16 protein-coding genes are annotated in these 17,262 nt (G+C 32.3%); 10 read left to right on the forward strand and 6 right to left on the reverse strand.

Annotation, left to right across the window (positions count from 1 at the left end):
- Positions 1-167 precede the first annotated feature (167 nt).
- The 7 genes from JG554_RS03165 (at position 168) to JG554_RS03195 (ending at position 8,182) form a co-directional block, all read left to right on the forward strand.
- On the forward strand, positions 168-959 hold the full coding sequence (locus tag JG554_RS03165) for an inositol monophosphatase family protein (protein WP_070037580.1): 792 nt from the start codon (positions 168-170) through the stop codon (positions 957-959).
- A 113-nt stretch (positions 960-1,072) separates the two neighbouring features.
- A complete protein-coding gene (locus JG554_RS03170) occupies positions 1,073-2,041 on the forward strand; it encodes an LCP family glycopolymer transferase (RefSeq protein ID WP_438873882.1) in 969 nt (322 codons plus the stop codon).
- Between the two features lie 266 nt (positions 2,042-2,307).
- Positions 2,308-5,262: a formate dehydrogenase subunit alpha gene (gene fdhF, locus JG554_RS03175; RefSeq protein ID WP_070037586.1), complete on the forward strand. Its 2,955-nt coding sequence runs from the start codon at positions 2,308-2,310 to the stop codon at positions 5,260-5,262.
- Positions 5,262-5,729 (forward strand): helical membrane plugin domain-containing protein, encoded by a 468-nt coding sequence (locus JG554_RS03180; protein ID WP_070037589.1) that lies wholly within the window; start codon positions 5,262-5,264, stop codon positions 5,727-5,729. Before fdhF ends, JG554_RS03180 begins: the two co-directional genes overlap by 1 nt.
- Before the next feature lie 124 nt (positions 5,730-5,853).
- A complete protein-coding gene (locus tag JG554_RS03185) occupies positions 5,854-6,138 on the forward strand; it encodes a hypothetical protein (protein ID WP_071560236.1) in 285 nt (94 codons plus the stop codon).
- A gap of 26 nt (positions 6,139-6,164) precedes the next feature.
- Positions 6,165-6,941, forward strand: a complete 777-nt coding sequence (locus tag JG554_RS03190) for an N-acetylglucosaminidase (protein ID WP_064209361.1) — start codon at positions 6,165-6,167, stop codon at positions 6,939-6,941.
- Between the two features lie 116 nt (positions 6,942-7,057).
- The gene (locus JG554_RS03195; RefSeq protein ID WP_070037592.1) at positions 7,058-8,182 is read left to right on the forward strand and encodes an FAD-dependent monooxygenase; all 1,125 of its coding nucleotides are present in this window, start codon (positions 7,058-7,060) and stop codon (positions 8,180-8,182) included.
- Positions 8,183-8,573: 391 nt separating this feature from the next.
- Here the strand turns inward: JG554_RS03195 and JG554_RS03200 are convergent, their stop codons facing one another.
- The 5 genes from JG554_RS03200 to JG554_RS03220 form a co-directional block, all read right to left on the reverse strand.
- Positions 8,574-9,530 (reverse strand): 2-hydroxyacid dehydrogenase family protein, encoded by a 957-nt coding sequence (locus tag JG554_RS03200; protein WP_070037596.1) that lies wholly within the window; start codon positions 9,528-9,530, stop codon positions 8,574-8,576.
- Positions 9,531-9,693: 163 nt separating this feature from the next.
- Positions 9,694-10,011: a DMT family transporter gene (locus JG554_RS03205; RefSeq protein WP_070037599.1), complete on the reverse strand. Its 318-nt coding sequence runs from the start codon at positions 10,009-10,011 to the stop codon at positions 9,694-9,696.
- Positions 10,011-10,331 carry a DMT family transporter gene (locus JG554_RS03210; RefSeq protein ID WP_046208474.1) on the reverse strand — a complete coding sequence of 107 codons (321 nt, stop codon included), beginning with the start codon at positions 10,329-10,331 and terminating at the stop codon, positions 10,011-10,013. Before JG554_RS03210 ends, JG554_RS03205 begins: the two co-directional genes overlap by 1 nt.
- Positions 10,332-11,319: 988 nt before the next feature.
- A complete protein-coding gene (locus JG554_RS03215) occupies positions 11,320-11,787 on the reverse strand; it encodes a CHAP domain-containing protein (RefSeq protein ID WP_046208473.1) in 468 nt (155 codons plus the stop codon).
- Positions 11,788-12,101: 314 nt separating this feature from the next.
- Positions 12,102-12,464, reverse strand: coding sequence for a DUF4870 domain-containing protein (locus JG554_RS03220; RefSeq protein WP_046208472.1), 363 nt, complete (start codon positions 12,462-12,464; stop codon positions 12,102-12,104).
- Positions 12,465-12,716: 252 nt separating this feature from the next.
- Here JG554_RS03220 and JG554_RS03225 point away from each other — a divergent pair, with 252 nt between their 5' ends.
- The 3 genes from JG554_RS03225 to JG554_RS03235 all read left to right on the forward strand — a co-directional run bounded on the left by JG554_RS03225 (position 12,717) and on the right by JG554_RS03235 (position 15,559).
- Positions 12,717-13,787 carry an NAD/NADP-dependent octopine/nopaline dehydrogenase family protein gene (locus JG554_RS03225; protein WP_064209363.1) on the forward strand — a complete coding sequence of 357 codons (1,071 nt, stop codon included), beginning with the start codon at positions 12,717-12,719 and terminating at the stop codon, positions 13,785-13,787.
- Between the two features lie 37 nt (positions 13,788-13,824).
- The gene (nhaC, locus tag JG554_RS03230; RefSeq protein ID WP_046208470.1) at positions 13,825-15,225 is read left to right on the forward strand and encodes a Na+/H+ antiporter NhaC; all 1,401 of its coding nucleotides are present in this window, start codon (positions 13,825-13,827) and stop codon (positions 15,223-15,225) included.
- A gap of 172 nt (positions 15,226-15,397) precedes the next feature.
- Positions 15,398-15,559: a hypothetical protein gene (locus JG554_RS03235; RefSeq protein WP_155390677.1), complete on the forward strand. Its 162-nt coding sequence runs from the start codon at positions 15,398-15,400 to the stop codon at positions 15,557-15,559.
- Between the two features lie 606 nt (positions 15,560-16,165).
- Here the strand turns inward: JG554_RS03235 and JG554_RS03240 are convergent.
- Positions 16,166-16,903, reverse strand: a complete 738-nt coding sequence (locus tag JG554_RS03240; protein WP_046208469.1) for a CHAP domain-containing protein — start codon at positions 16,901-16,903, stop codon at positions 16,166-16,168.
- Positions 16,904-17,262 lie beyond the last annotated feature (359 nt).

A 17,262-nucleotide genomic window follows, 5' to 3' on the forward strand; every position in this document is an offset into this window, starting at 1 on the left:
TGAATATCATACTTATCGGTATAGAATAATGAAATCATTTATCGGACGATAGTGAATCGAATAGTTTGTTACCGTAATTATATTTATATGATAAAATAAAACAAATTATACATATGAAATAATTAAAATGAAAAAATTTAGTGATTCGCTTAAAGAGGAGGTCGCAAATGAATAAAGAAACATTATTAGATATAGATAATTTAGTTAGAGATTGGTTAACAACATTAGATGATATTATCCCACAATTAATAAAACAAATGGTTACTTCAACGAAAAAAAATCGATTTGATTTAGTGACTAATGTAGATAAATCTATTCAACAAAATTTTGAGCAATTTTTACAGCAACATTTTCCAAATCACCAACTTTTTGCGGAAGAAAAATCGAATGAAGGTATTCAAGCAAAAAAGGGTCATGTATGGGTCATGGATCCGATTGATGGTACTACAAATTTAGTTAAGCAACAGGAAGATTATTGCATTATATTAGGCTACTTTGTGGATGGTGAACCTACGTTGTCATACATTTATGATTATCCACACGGCAAGCTTTATAAAGCTATCAAGGGCCAAGGCGCATATATGAATGGTAAATTATTGCAACAGCCAGAAGATCTAAAATTAGAAGACGCGATTATTTCATTTAATACTTTGGTAATGAATGATGATACGATTCATGATTTAAATGATGCTTCATTTGGATATCGTTTCATTGGTTCATGTGGCTTAGATTCTGTGCGCGTAATTTTAGGACAATTTGGCGCACATGTAAATACAAATCCTAAACCATGGGATATCGCTGCACAGTTTTTATTCGCTGAAGAATTGGGATTGACAATGACGACGTTAAATAATTCAACTTTAGATTTTGCGAAAGCGGGACCATTTATTATAAGTAACAAAGCTTGTCATAAAGAAATGTTGACGATTCTAAATTCAGGATCTGGGTATCAAAAATAATTATTTTAAAATATTAATTATTTAACAATAGGTCTTAAGCACCATGTTCATTAAATAATTTTACTATATAATCTATAATTAATTGAAATAGAAAATCGAATATAGAATGGAGAATGAAAAAGGTGAATCGTTCTAACGAATATAATAAAAAGAAAATGGGGTTGCCCGCAAAAGTATTTTTGTGGTTTTTGGGTTTATTGTTAATTTTAGCAATTTTAGCCGTTGTGTATTTAGGTTTTAAAATATTTTCTGTCGGTGGTGCAATACATAATCCATTGGATAGGGATAAGTCATCTTTGAGGGAAAAAGAAGCCAACCTTAATAATGGAGATCCATTTACGATTGCTTTATTTGGTGTAGATTCAGATGCCAAAAGAGCTGCTAATGGCGGAGGACAGCGTAGTGATACGATTATGGTGTTGTCTATCAACCCAGAGAAGAAATCTACTGAAATTGTGAGTATACCTAGAGATACTCAAGCAGATATCGTAGGTAAAGGTACAACTGAAAAAATAAATCATGCATACGCGTATGGTGGTCCTGACATGGCAGTGAAATCAGTAGAAAAATTATTGAATGTGCCGATAGATCACTATGCAACGATAGACATGGATGGAATGAAAGATATGATAGATACTGTTGGAGGTATTGATGTCACTAGTAACGCTACCTTCTCATATGATGGATTCCAATTTAATGAAGGACAAAAGTCTCGAATGGATGGAAAAGAAGCAATGGCGTTTATAAGAAGTCGTAAAGAAGAAGGCGCTGGCGGCGACTTTGGTAGACAAGAACGTCAACAATTAGTTATACAAGGTCTTGCCAACAAATTGACAAGTATCAGTTCAGTTACGCATTTTAACTCGTTGATGAATCACGTTGAAGATAATGTAAAAACTGATTTGACTTTAGGTGAGTTGAACAAAGTTAGAGGTAATTATAAAGATGCAAATGATAATGTTCACCGCCATCAATTAGAAGGTCAAGGTGGCATACAAGATGATGGTCTATATTATTTTGTACCTAGCCAAAGTTCATTATCTGAAATAGAAAGCGATATAAAAAATAATTTAGGTATCTAATTTAATAAATACACGCAACCACTGTATTGGTTGCGTGTATTTTATTTTTGTCACTAAAATAATAATTTTCAGAGAGAATATTTAACACTATAAATTAAAACTTATATTAAACAGTTAAAAATCAGTGGAAAGCCTTAACATTTTATTGATTTACATATACAATATAAATAACATTACCAAAAAGTGTGGGGCTTTTAAGATGGAATGTTGTCAGACATCTTTGATTCATAAACACGGGCTTTATAAAATTAATAGGGGTGAATAATATGCAAGAACATTTAATTATTACATTAGATGGCAAAGATTATCTTGTGGAACCCGGCACAAATTTACTACAATTTATTAAATCACAAGATACGTTTGTACCTTCTATATGTTATAACGAATCGCTTGGTCCAATTGAAACTTGTGATACGTGTACAGTAGAAATAGACGGTGTGATGCAACGTGCTTGTAGTACGACGATAGATAGACCAATGATTGTAAATACACAAAATGATAATGTACAAACAAGTCAAAAAGAAGCATTAGATCGTATTTTAGAAAAACACATGCTTTATTGTACAGTATGTGATTATAACAATGGTGATTGTGAGATTCATAATACAATGGATCAGTGGGGTCTCGAACATCAAACATATGAATATAAGGAAAAACCATATGAAAAAGACTATGGACCTTTCTATCGTTACGACCCAGACCAATGTATTCTTTGTGGAAGATGTGTAGAAGTGTGTCAAGACGTCCAAGTCAATGAAACTTTAACGATTGATTGGGAACGTCAACAACCACGCGTGATTTGGGATAATGATACAACAATTAACGATTCATCATGTGTTGGTTGTGGTCAATGTGCAACTGTATGTCCTTGTAACGCTATGTTAGAAGTAAACATGGAAGGAAACGCAGGCTATATGACAGATTTAGAGCCAGGTTCACTTGCTGCGATGATTGACTTAACTAAAAAAGCAGAACCAGGCTATGGCCCACTATTTGCAGTATCTGATTCTGAAGCGGCGATGCGTGAAGAACGCATCGAAAAAACTAAGACTGTATGTACATATTGCGGTGTTGGTTGTTCCTTTGACGTATGGACAAAAGGAAGAGAAGTATTGAAAGTTCAACCTCAACACGAATCTCCAGCCAACAAAATTGCAACTTGTGTGAAAGGTAAGTTTGGTTGGGATTACATTGATTCAGAGGAAAGATTAACTAAACCATTAGTACGTAAAAATAATCAATTCGAAGAAGTAGAGTGGGATGAAGCATTACAAGTAATTTCTGAAAACTTTAATAGAGTAAAAGCTTCTCACGGATCTGATGGTCTAGCATTTATTTCTTCTTCAAAAGCAACTAATGAAGAATCATATTTAATGCAAAAGCTTGCGAGACAAGTAATTGGTACGAATAATGTCGATAACTGTTCTCGTTACTGTCAAGCACCTGCGACAAAGGGATTATTTAGAACTGTAGGTCATGGTGGTGATTCAGGTTCAATCAACGATCTTGAAATTGCTGATATGGTTGTTTTAATAGGCACAAATACTGCTGAAGCACATCCAGTCATTGCTTCTCGCATTAAGCGTGGACATAAATTATATAACAACACATTAAATGTTTTTGATATTCGTAAACATGAAATGGCAGAAAGAGCTGACAACTTCTATCAACCTAAACCTGGTACTGACTTAGTTTGGTTATCAGCGGTGACAAAATATATTATAGATAATGACTTGCATGATAAAGCATTTGTAGATGAATGGGTAAATGGCTTCGATGAATATCATAAGTCTTTAGCACCATTTACGATGGAATTTGCCGAAGATACAACAGGTATTTCAAAAGAAGCACTCATAGATTTTGCACATCAAATGGTTAATGCTGAAACAGTGTCAATTGCGTGGGCTATGGGTGTCACACAACAAGATATTGGTAGTGACACGTCTACAGCAATTTCTAACTTATTATTAGCAACAGGCAATTATAGAAAACCAGGTACTGGTGCATATCCGCTTCGTGGTCACAACAACGTACAAGGATGTAGTGACATGGGTAGCATGCCTGATCAATTCCCTGGTTACCAAAAAGTAGCAGACGATGAAATTCGTGCAAAATTTGAAAGAGAATATGGTGAAACATTACCGAGTGTTCCTGGTAAAGATAATCACCAAATGATGGAAGGTATTCACGCAGGTGAAATTGACGCATTGTATTTATATGGTGAAGATACAGGTATTGTTGATTCAAATATCAACTATGTACAAGCTGCACTAGAAAAAGTTGGTTTTTTAGTCGTACAAGATGAGTTTTTCACTTTCACTGCTTCATATGCAGATGTAGTTTTACCAGCATGTCCTTCACTAGAGAAAACAGGTACATTTACGAATACTGAACGCCGTATCCAACGTTTATATCAAGCCCTTGAACCTAAAGGCGAATCTAAACCAGATTGGGTCATTATTCAAGATGTAGCTAGAACACTAGGTTATGATTGGAATTACACGCACCCAAGTCAAATTATGGACGAAATTGCTAAACTGACACCATCATATTCGGGCGTGAACTATGACAGATTAGATGGTTACAATAGTTTACAATGGCCTGTGGCTGAAGATGGCACGGATCAACCAACATTATATTTAGATGGATTTAACTTTGAAGATGGTAAAGCGAATTTCTATCCTTTAACTTTCGATAATTTCTTTAAAGTGAATGAAAAATATGATTTACATGTAAATAACGGTCGTTTATTAGAGCATTTCCATGAAGGAAACATGACTTATAAAGTACCAGGTCTTGCATATAAAGTCCCTCAACCATTCGTAGAAGTATCTCCAGAACTAGCACAAGAAAGAGATATTCATGAAGGGGCAGAAGTTAAGTTGATTTCAGATAGTGGTGAAGCTGAACTAATTGCACATGTCACTGATAGAGTAAAAGGCAAAGAAATTTATATTCCACTTAATAACAATGCAATGATAAATGGTGATCAAGGTGCGATTAACTTATTGACGAACAGTGATGTGGATAAAGATACAGACACACCTTCTTATAAGCGTACAAGTTGTCGTATGGAAGTTAAAACACGTAGAGGAAAATCACCATTAAACCCTACAAACTTCCGAGTAGATAAACAAAGACAACCACAATATAGCGTACGTGTTGAAGACAAATGGAAACGTGATGATTACACTTTCCCAGGAAGTCAGGTGAATAAATAATGGCTGAGAGAATAACGAAAATTAATCGCATGCAAAAGTCTGAAGAACAAATCAAACAAGAAAGTTTAGCAGAAGTAACAGATGCAATTGCAGCAAATAAAGATAGTATCATGAAAGCTATTAACATTATTAGCACGTTGGACGATGCTAAGATACTAGATGCAGTATCAGGTATGGTCAATAGTCGAGGTGTTATCGCTAATAAATTCGCAGTTGAATTAAACAAAGAACAATACACAGGATTGATTACAAATATGGCATCACTTGTTTTCCTTTTAGGTGATTTGAATGTCAATGACTTGAGCATTATGTTAAATAAAGTAAATAAAGGATTAAGTGTTGCAAATCAAGCTAGTCCAAACCAAAAAACATCTATCACTGGCTTAATGAGTGTACTGAGAGATGACGAAATGAATCGTAGTTTAACTTATATGTTAAATATGCTCAGAGGCATGTCTAGATCATAAAATGAAGTGTATATATTGATGAAAAAAGCCCTTATTGTGAATTTTTATTCACATGAGGGCTTTTTTGCTATGATAAATGACATATTGAAAATTAAGTAAATATGATACAATTTCAATAAACAGAATGATTTACTTAGAATATGATTACAAGGAGTGGAGTCTTATCAATCCGAAATTAATTAAAATCATGGCTATTATTTCAAATGTATTTTTAGTCATTGGTATTATATTTTTAATCACTTTAAATATTGCGATGGCGATTACAATGTTTGTTGTTTCATTGGCAATTAGCTTAGTGATTTTCAACACATTGTTTAGAAATCGAAAAGGCATGCGTATTGCAATTAATGTTTCCTTTATAATTGTACTTATTGCGATTATTTTTGCCTATTTCACATTGACTCAATAAAATGCAATGCAGGGAGATTTTAAAATATGAACGAGCGTGTTAAGCAACGTATACCGTTGATATTATTAATATTAATTATTGTTATATTTGCTATTTTATTAATAATAAATGAAACATCTTTATTTGAAAAACAAAGAACACATACCTTTAATGAAGCGGTAGATAAGCAAGTAAGTTCAGACGCATTAAATATGAAAGAACAGGAAGGTAAATTCATTAAAGCTACTACTACAGATGTGAAAAAAGCAATGGAGGTTAATAGTGATCAAGATGATTTAAACCATATGGATATTTCTGAAAAGGTATCTATGTCTGAAGCTGAAATAAATAAAATTTTAAAAAATAAAGGTGTATTAAAAGGGAAAGGTAAAACTTTTCTAGAAGCACAAGATAAGTATGAGGTTAATGTTTTATATTTAGTGAGTCATGCCTTAGTTGAAACAGGTAATGGTAAATCGGAATTAGCTAAAGGCATTAAAGATAAAGGTGAAAGGTATTATAATTTTTTTGGTATAGGTGCATTTGATGAAAATGCTGTACATACTGGTAGTAGTTTTGCAAAGAAACAATCGTGGACATCACCTGAAAAAGCAATTATGGGTGGGGCCAAATTTGTAAGAAAAAATTACTTTGATAATAAACAAATCTCACTTTATCAAATGAGATGGAATCCTAAGACACCAGGTGAACATCAATATGCAAGCGATGTGGATTGGGATGATAATATCGCTTGGTTTATGAAACATTTTTATAAAAATTTAGGCATTAAAAAAGATGACATTAACAAAGATTATTACTTGTAGTTGGATTATAGAGTATTGCAATCGCAATTTTTACAAGCTTTATTTAAGTTTTGTTATGTTATGATACAAATGTGAATATAATATTAAAAGATTAAGGAAAGTTGGAGTGAATAAAGATGAAAATAGCCATCGTTGGTGCAGGTATAGGTGGTTTAACTGCAGCAGCTTTATTAATAGAGCAAGGTCATGATGTAAGTGTATTTGAAAAAGAGAATACAGTATCTGAATTAGGTGCTGGTATTGGCATTGGTGGTAATGTTATTGAGAAATTGAATGGTCATGATTTGGCAAAAGGACTTAAAAACATTGGACAAGTCATCGATATGATGGAAGTTCGAGATGATAAAGACAAACTATTATCAAAACTTAAGTTGAAAAAAAATACAGTTAATTTAACGATGTCACGTCAAAGTTTATTAGAAGTGATTAAATCTTATGTACCGGATAGCGCAATTTTCACCAATCATAATGTGACAGGAATTGAAAATGGGGATTTGAAAGTAACCTTACAATTTTCCGAGCAAACTTCACAATCATTTGATTTATGTATCAGCGCTGATGGTATCCATTCAAACATAAGGCAAGCAATAGTGCCAAATAGTAAGCCAATTTATCAAGGATACGCAGTATTCAGAGGCTTAGTTGATGATATTGATTTAAAAGATAACAATGTTGCTAAAGAGTTTTGGTCTACAAAAGGTAGAGTGGGCATTGTACCATTATTAAATAACCAAGCTTATTGGTTTATTTCAATTTCTGCCAAAGCTCATGATTCTAAGGTTCATGCTTTTGCGAAGCCACATTTACAGGCAAGATTTAATCATTTTCCTAATGAAGTCAGACAAATATTAGATAAGCAAAGTGAAACAGATATATTATTACATGATATGTATGATTTAAACCCATTGAAATCGTTTGTTTATCAACGTGTTGTACTTCTAGGTGATGCTGCACATGCAATGACGCCAAACATGGGGCAAGGTGCTGGCCAAGCGATGGAAGATGCTATTGTTTTAGCGAATTGTATGCAATCATATGATTTTGATTTAGCCTTAGAACGCTATAATAAATTGCGTGTAAAACATACAAAAAAAATAGTGAAACGTTCTAGAAAAATAGGAAAAACTGCTCAAAGAACAAATAAATTCGTCGTGAAAGCGAGAAATAAAATTGCTAAAATTTTACCTAATCGATTACTTTCAAATCAGACAAAATTTATTTATAAGTCGAAAGCAAAGTAAAACATATACATTGGCCAAAGCCTCAACATCACAAAACGTGTAAATGTAATTCGGAAAAATTATATTTACACGCTTTTTAATATCAAAATGTACTATTATTAGATAACTTTTCTAAGGTAATAATCTAGTTTGTTATTTTCAGTGATTCGATTATGTCAGCTAGAACGATCCGCTAACATAAAAATATTTTAAATTTTTATTGAATCATCAACTTTGCTAATAGAAAAAACACTTTCGTACTGTTCATTTTAAATGAATTCTACGAAAGTGTTTTTATATTAATCCCATTGATATAGGGCAATTTATATTTGATTTAATAAAAATTGATGTTTAAACATGAGTTAAAAATAAGTGATGTCGCTGCATTGTTATTTTGTTAAATTATCAATGATTAATTAACGACAAATTTAGGTTCATCACCATTAAGTTTACTTATTGTGTCATTTGCTACAATTTTTGACATCATATCACGTGATTCAAACGTAGCATTACCAATGTGTGGCGTAATGACAACATTCTCTAATGATTTCAGTTCACCATTAATTTCAGGTTCAAATTCAAACACATCTAATGCTGCACCTTCGATGTCTTTATTTTTTAATGCTTCTACTAGAGAGGCTTCATTTACGATAGGGCCTCGAGCTGCATTAATAAGATAACTTGTTGGTTTCATTGACTTGAATTGTTCTGTGTCAAAGAGATGGTGTAAATCTGGATTATATGCAGCATTAATTGTAATGAAATCTGAGTGCTGTATGAGTGTGTCAAAATCAACATATTTAGCACCAATTTCACGTTCTTTATCAACTTTTTGATGAGGACCTGTGTATAGTACATTCATATCAAATGCTTTGGCACGTTTTGCCACTGCACTTCCAATTTCTCCTAAACCAATAATACCTATTGTTTTACCAGAAACTTCTCTACCACGGAAGAATAATGGTGCCCATCCGTCAAATCCAGTTGTACGACATAATTTATCGCCTTCAGGGATGCGTCTTGCAACTGCCAATACAAGTGCGAAAGTTAATTCGGCAGTAGAGTTTGTTGATGCTTTTGGTGTATTGGTTACATCAATTTGCTTTTGACGTGCATGTTTAATGTCTACATTATTGAAACCAGCACCATAGTTTGTGATGATTTTTAAGTTTGAGCCTGCATCAATCACATCTTTATCAACATTAGTAGATAGAAGACTGATTAAAGCGTCGGCATCTTTAACACCTTGAATCAATGTTTCTTTATCAATAATTCCTTTACCTTCATACATATCAACTTCATAACCTTGTTCTTTTAGCAAGTTATACCCTACTTCTGGTATTGGGCCTGCAATAAATACTTTTACCATATATAATCACTTCCTTTACTTAAAGTATAGTAAATTTCATATAAGTAAACAAACTTTTACATTGCTCTCAATTCAAACAAAGTAAATATCACTTGTGATTATCATTGTAGCGTTATATAAGCATTTTATTTTAGTAGATACTGTACTAAATTTAAAAGTTACGTTAACCAACGATTTTCAAACCAACAATTGCTAAAACAATGACAACAATAAAGAAAATACGCTTGATATTTTTAGATTCTTTATAGATAAGCATGCCAGCTAGCGTGCCTCCACCTGTACCTATACCGCTCCATACTGCATAAGCCGTTCCCATAGGTATGCCCATTGTCATTGCTAGTTTAAGTGTGCTAAAACTACAAATAAAGGCAACTGCTAAAAGCACTACGAACAGTTTCTTTTTAGTACGAGCAATTTCATTTAGAATAATGACACCAACAACTTCTAATAAACCTGCCATAAATAGTATCATCCATGCCATTATTGTTCAGCCTCCTCTGTAGTTAATTTAAGACCGATAATTCCTATAACAAGTAAGATAACTAATGCTATTTTCATAATGTTAAAATGATCACCGAAAATTATCATATCAACCAGTACTGTTCCAATAGCACCAATACCTACAAATACAGCATAAACAGTACCAACAGGTAATGACTTACAAGCTGAAATGACTAAATAGAAACTCAAAATTAAGATAATAATCGTACCGGTCCAACTCAAAAATGAGTCAGCAGAGTTTAACCCAGTAACCCATAATATTTCTATAATCCCTGCCAAGATAACTTTAAACCACTGCATTTGCTTTAACCTCCTTTTTACATGAAACGCTACTATTTTCTCAAACTTTTAATTAGCCTGCAATATGTAAGCGTTAATTCAATATAAAAGGGTCTGGTATATACAGTACTTTGACAAGTGAAAAGTCAATTTTTATTGAAATCATATAGAAATTGCCTTTTTAAATATGGTTTTAGTTATAATTAGCTCATTGAGTCGTTACTTTTCTTTTATTAAATACCATTAATATAAAGAAATAATGATTATAATAGGACAATTGTTTTAGGATTTACTCTAAAATGATTTATTGGTTTATAAAAAGGCGGTTGATTTTGTGAGAGTCACATCATTCAGCTACGATCATTAAGCAATTTTTCTATTTTACGACTAGAGAATGATATTATGTGTACATATATATAGTGATTTTTAATCTCTTGTTAGTATGATATTGCACCACAAGATGTTTAAATGCATCGAATACATTTTCAGGGATTGTTTTATCGGTTTCATTCATTAATATGTCGTGGCATATCATTTGTGAGAAAATGAACTGAAGTTTCCATTGGTAGTGTTTGTAGAGTCAAGTTATAATCTTATACATATATCGCTCGTTAATTTAATAGTGGCTATTAAATGATACGTATAAATCTTATTTTTTGAATGACAAAATATAAGTTGTATCGATTTTGTTATGTACTAACGCCCGTGGGAATCCGTATGAGTGAGAGACGACAGGCTCGCACAATCCCCCTAGTCAACTACGCACAGTCAAAATCGTAAAATTTTAAATATAAAGAGGACCAATCCATATTAAGGATTGGTCCTCTTATTTTAAGAATGGGGATTTATGTCCCAGACGCTTATATAAGTTACTACTTGTTATTAAAAACAGATTGTTATTGACATTTTTAATATAAATAACTGTATTTATCATACGCATAAAATCATGAAATAAGTATAAGACCTTATGTTTTGTATGACTCCCAATCGTGATGACTTAATGACAATATTAGTTTAAGTGAATATAGTTATATGAACTAGCTTCACCAGCTGAAATTGTACGTTCACTTACTGAGAATGGTCCACCATTATAGTTCATTTCAGAAACATTAACCGAACCATCACTGTTTACATTTTCAACATATGCTACATGGCCCATGCTACCTTCACTAGATTGTAAGATAGAACCTGCTTCTGGAGAATTATTAACTGTATATCCTGCTGAAGATGCTGCAGATGCCCAATTATTTGCATTTCCCCATGTAGAGCCGATTTGACCACCTGTTTTATCAAATACATACCATGTACATTGTCCAGCAGTGTACAAGTTTGCACTTGATCCTGATGTAGCTTGAGTAGTGTTTTGGTTAGCTTGAGTAGATTGTTCAGCTGCGTTTGCTTCATTTCCGTGATCTAAACCTACAATTGCTGCGCCGATACCTGCTGTTAATGTTGTTGCTGTTACTATTTTTTTCATAATAAAAAAGTCCTCCCAAAATTTAATTCATCTATTATTTTAATAAAATTTATTTTTATAATAACTGCGTTAGTTTCAACGACAATTTATACAATAACAGAAGATTATCACTTTGTGTGGAATGTTACGTATTTGTAAAACAATTAAAAAGACCTCACATATTGTTGTAATAAACAACACGTGAGGTTACAAAAGCAAATATTGTTGTAATATAGTATAAATTGCACAAGTATAAGGTTTAACACGATTATCAACACATATACTAAATTTGTATATTACAGAAGGTGTAAAGAATCACAAAATTTTGATATAAATTATTTGAAAAATCTAATAGATAACGGAGGTAAATAATCTTCGCCATTATATGCTTTTACGGCTGCTACTATTGTAAAAATAAAATTTAAAATTGCGAAAATAGGAAATAAAATAAAGCCTATGAGAATAAACATCAAAATAGTTGAAACGGTTAGCCAGATAACATATGAAATTAGAAAATTAAAATAGTTTTTACCAGCTCTATCAACAAATGCAGAATCTTCACGTTTAATAAGCCAAATGACTAGTGGCGCTAAAAATGTAGTGAAAAAACTAAGTACATAAATTAATGTAGCCATCAATCTTGCATCACTATTAGGTTCTTGATTTAATACTTCACGATTTGCGTAATCTTCAGTCATTATTATTCCTCCTTTTAATTTACTATTACTATAACAAAACCCAAAATGAGTTGTACATTATTTGAAAAATTTTATAAAAAGCCTGTTTACAAAGTGGCGATATTGTTAAAATATAGAAATGCACTTAAGTACCTTTAAATTGAGAAAATTAGATAGGTTGTATACCAGTGTTTATCATTTTTCTTAATAGGTTATACATGAGAGTAATGTTTAATACGAAAAAATTCAATGTTTAAAGAAAGAAGGGTGTTTATGAAGATAGCTATTGTAGGATCAGGTAATGGTGCTGTTACTGCAGCACTTGATATGGTTAATAAAGGACATGAAGTCAAGTTATATTGTAGAAATCAGTCTATAGATAAATTTGACAAAGCCATTGAACAAGGTGGATTTACATTTAATAATGAAGGTGAAGAAACCTTCGTAAAATTTACTGACATAAGTGATGATATGGAATACGTGCTTGAAGGTGCTGATGTTATACAAGTTGTGATACCATCATCATTTATTGAACATTATGCGCACACAATGGCGCCATTTATCAAAGCGAATCAGTTAATTTTCTTTAATATTGCTGCTGCAATGGGATCAATACGTTTTATGAATGTGTTAGAAGATATGCATATTGATGTAATGCCTAAGTTTGCAGAAGTAAATACATTAACTTATGGTACGCGTGTCGATTTTGAAGCAGCACGTGTCGATTTATCTTTAAATGTTAGAAAAGTACATTTTTCAACATATGATAAAGAAGAGTTAAGTGATAGCTTTGATACAATTGAGCAGTTATATCCTCATATTGTAAAAGAAGAAAGCTTATGGAAAACAAATTTAGAAAATGGTAATCCTGAAGTTCATCCAGGACCAACATTATTAAATGTAGGAAGAATAGATTATGCTGATGAATTTGCGTTGTATGAAGAGGGAATCACAAAACATACTGTGCGTTTATTACATGCAGTAGAGTTAGAGAGACTAACACTAGGGCGAAAATTAGGATTTGAGTTATCTTCTGCAAAAGAAGCTCGAATTGAACGTGGTTATCTAGAAAGACAAGATGAAGATGAACCACTCAATCGTTTGTTTAATACGAGTCCTGTATTTTCTCAAATTAAAGGACCTAATCATGTAAAAAATCGTTATTTAACAGAAGATATTGCATATGGTTTAGTGCTTTGGTCAAGTTTAGGAAGAGAAATTGATGTGCCAACACCTAACATTGATGCGATTATCATTATTGCATCAACAATTTTAGAACGTGACTTCTTTGAAGAAGGATTAACGATAGATGAGTTAGGAAAAGATAAGTTAGGATTGTACTAATTATAATATTCATTCATATAAATAAGGGGAAATGTGTATGAAAAGACAACCAACTTTTTTAGAATCTATTTCAACAATCATAGTGATGATTATTATTGTAATAACTGGTTTTGTTGTGTTTGATATTCCAATTCAAGCATTACTTATTCTTTCTTCAGCTTATGCTGCAATTATTGCGAGACGCGTAGGTCTAAAATGGAAAGATTTAGAAGAAGGGATTACTAATCGTTTAGCGACTGCTATGCCAGCGATATATATTATATTATCTGTAGGTATTATTGTGGGTACTTGGATGTATTCGGGAACAGTACCTGCACTGATTTATTATGGCTTAGAATTTTTAAATCCTAATCTGTTTTTAGTATCCGCATTTATTATTTGTGCAATTACATCAGTTGCTACTGGTACTGCGTGGGGGTCAGCATCTACAGCAGGTATAGCGCTGATGGCGATAAGTGCACAATTAAATATTCCAGCTGGTATGGCAGCAGGTGCGATTATTGCAGGTGCAGTTTTTGGTGATAAGATGTCACCACTATCAGACACGACTAATTTAGCAGCACTAGTTACTAAGGTGAATATCTTCTCGCATATAAGAGCGATGATATGGACAACGGTTCCAGCGTCTATCATCGGATTAATTGTGTGGTATTTTGCCGGTTTACAATTTAAAGGTAATGCGAATACTTCACAAGTTAATGCGATGCTTAAGGAACTATCAACGATTTATAACATTAACTTTTTCGTATGGTTACCGTTAATCATTATTATTGTATGCTTGTTGTTTAAAATTTCAACAGTGCCATCGATGTTAATCTCTAGTGTCAGTGCGATTGTTATCGGTGCATTTAATAATGGTTTTAAAGTGACAGATGGCTTTAAAGCAACATTTGATGGTTTTAATAAAAGTATGGTACCAAATTTACATGGCTCATTATCCGAAAAAGCGATTAATTTAATAGAACAGGGCGGTATGATGAGTATGACAGAAATTGTAGTCACAATCTTTTGTGGCTATGCTTTTGCTGGTATTGTGGAAAAAGCAGGATGTTTAGATGTAATCTTGAAGAAAATATCTAGTAATATTAATTCTGTAGGGACTTTAATTCTTGCTACAGTTGTAGGTGGATTAATGATGGTGTTAGCTGCAGGCGTTGCTTCTGTAGTGATAATCATGGTTGGTGTATTAATGATGGATATGTATAATAAAATGGGCTTGGATCGTTCAAATCTATCTAGAACATTGGAAGATTCAGGTACAATGATTATACCATTGATACCTTGGGGAACATCTGGTATTTATTATACCCAACAATTAGGCGTTTCTGTCGATCAATTCTTTATTTGGGCAGTGCCGTGTTATTTATGTGTCTTTTTTGCAATATTTTATGGATTTAGTGGTATTGGCATCAAGAAAGCTAAAGTTAGCGAAGAATAAAAGTAACATAGTATCATTGTGATAATAAATTAAGAAAAAAGTAGTAATGTTTTCAAGTTGCAATCTTGTTTATATTACTACTTTTTTAGATAGATTTAAGTGGAATTATTAATAATATGTTTATGAGATAGCTAATTCGGCTAAACAAAACTATGGATGAGGTGGTTCCGTATTGAATTTAGTAATTATTGTAGCGATATTACTTTATGTTATAGGAATACATCAATATTTCAATATAGGTAAAGATTTTAAATATCCTTCTATTATCTATTTTATAGTCGGTTTTATATTGTATATTGTAGCGATGGTACAGTATAAAGCCGATTTATGTTAACAATACACAAATGGTATATGTATAGTTATACTTGCATAAACCATAATTTAAATGGTTTTAATTCTCTAAATTAAATTAACCTATGATGGTAGTCATGTTATTTTTACAATGATACAAGTGAGTATTATATTGCTAATTTTAGATATAAGCTGATGCATCATTGAAGATTTATCACTTTAAAAGTGTACATAAAAGATGACTAGAATTGATAAAAGTACCAAATGGTGACCTAAGTTCCAGTCATCTAAGATGATATGAAACATACTAAGATCGCTTCAAAACTAATCTTAGTATGTTTTTTAATATTTTAAAGCGTATGTGTTGATGATCGTTGATGTAGCTGGATTGTGATAAAATACAGGTTTCCAACTTAGTAATTATACACACTATATAAATTTCATATAACTTCTAAGTCCGTATCACTTTGCAAAATCGCTAATATTGGTATGTATTAGAAAAAACAATACTAATTAAATATATCTAGAATAATTGTAAGTGATATTATCCAGTTAAAATCTAAAAGTGAAATAAAAAAGCAGCAATTTCTATATCGTTTCAATAGAAATTGCTGCTTGATTATGTCTAGCTATTTTTATGTGCTAACATTTAGTGAATGTAGTTATAGCTTGAAGCTTGGCTAGCTGAAATTGTACGTGAAGTAACAACACCAGGACCTTGACCATAGTTCATTTCAGATACACGGATTGAACCGTCGCTGTTTACACTTTCAACATATGCTACGTGTCCCATAGCACCAGTTGAAGATTGTAAGATTGAACCTTGTGAAGGTGAATTGTTTACTGTGTAACCTGAAGCAGCTGCAGCGCTTGCCCAGTTGTTAGCGTTACCCCAAGTTGAACCGATTTTACCACCGACTTTATCAAATACATAATAAGTACATTGGCCAGAAGTATATAGGTTGTTAGAAGAACCTGAAGTGCTAGAAATAGAACTTGATGAACTTGATGGCGCGCTTGTTGTAGTTACTTTGATGTTACGGTCTGAAGTTGAATTTGAAGCAGCTCCACCGCCACCAGTTGTATTATTATTAGCTGTATATGATTGAGTAGCGTTACCATATGTAGAACCATAATTACTGCTTTGACCATTACTTGCATAGCCATTGTTATTTGAATGAGCTTGGTCTGCTTGGCTTGGATTCCAATTACCTTGCCAAGTGTAGTGGTAATTACCTTGTTGATCTATTGTATATGAATAGCTATAAGAAGTTGGGTCATTAGGGTTATAACCATTATTATTTTCAGCAGCATCTGCTTCGTTTTGTGCAAATGCGAAAGTAGCGATTCCTGCAGTAGCGATTGTAGCTGTAGCGATTTTTTTCATTGTAAAATATCCTCCTAATAATGATAAAGCATTTAATTTATTATCTCAGTCTCTAAATGACAATAGTTTAAAATATTTTTTTTCGTTGTTTTTTAACGACAAGCAATACTTTATCAGATAATGGTCGGTTTGTGTGCAATGTTATCATTTTGTAATTTAACTCTAATAATTAATCGTTAGATGTAACAAATAACATTAGTTTTATATAGTTCTCAGCGCCCATTGTTATCACATTTTAATGATTTCATGTGTAATCTTGCACTCTAATTTATTACAAATCTGTAAAATAACAGAAAATTACAAATGCTAATAAATGCTAAAATTTAGTTATTTAAATAATATATTATTTTCTAAAGTTA

The organism is Staphylococcus sp. 11-B-312 (assembly GCF_016743055.1).
Lineage (GTDB): Bacteria > Bacillota > Bacilli > Staphylococcales > Staphylococcaceae > Staphylococcus > Staphylococcus ureilyticus.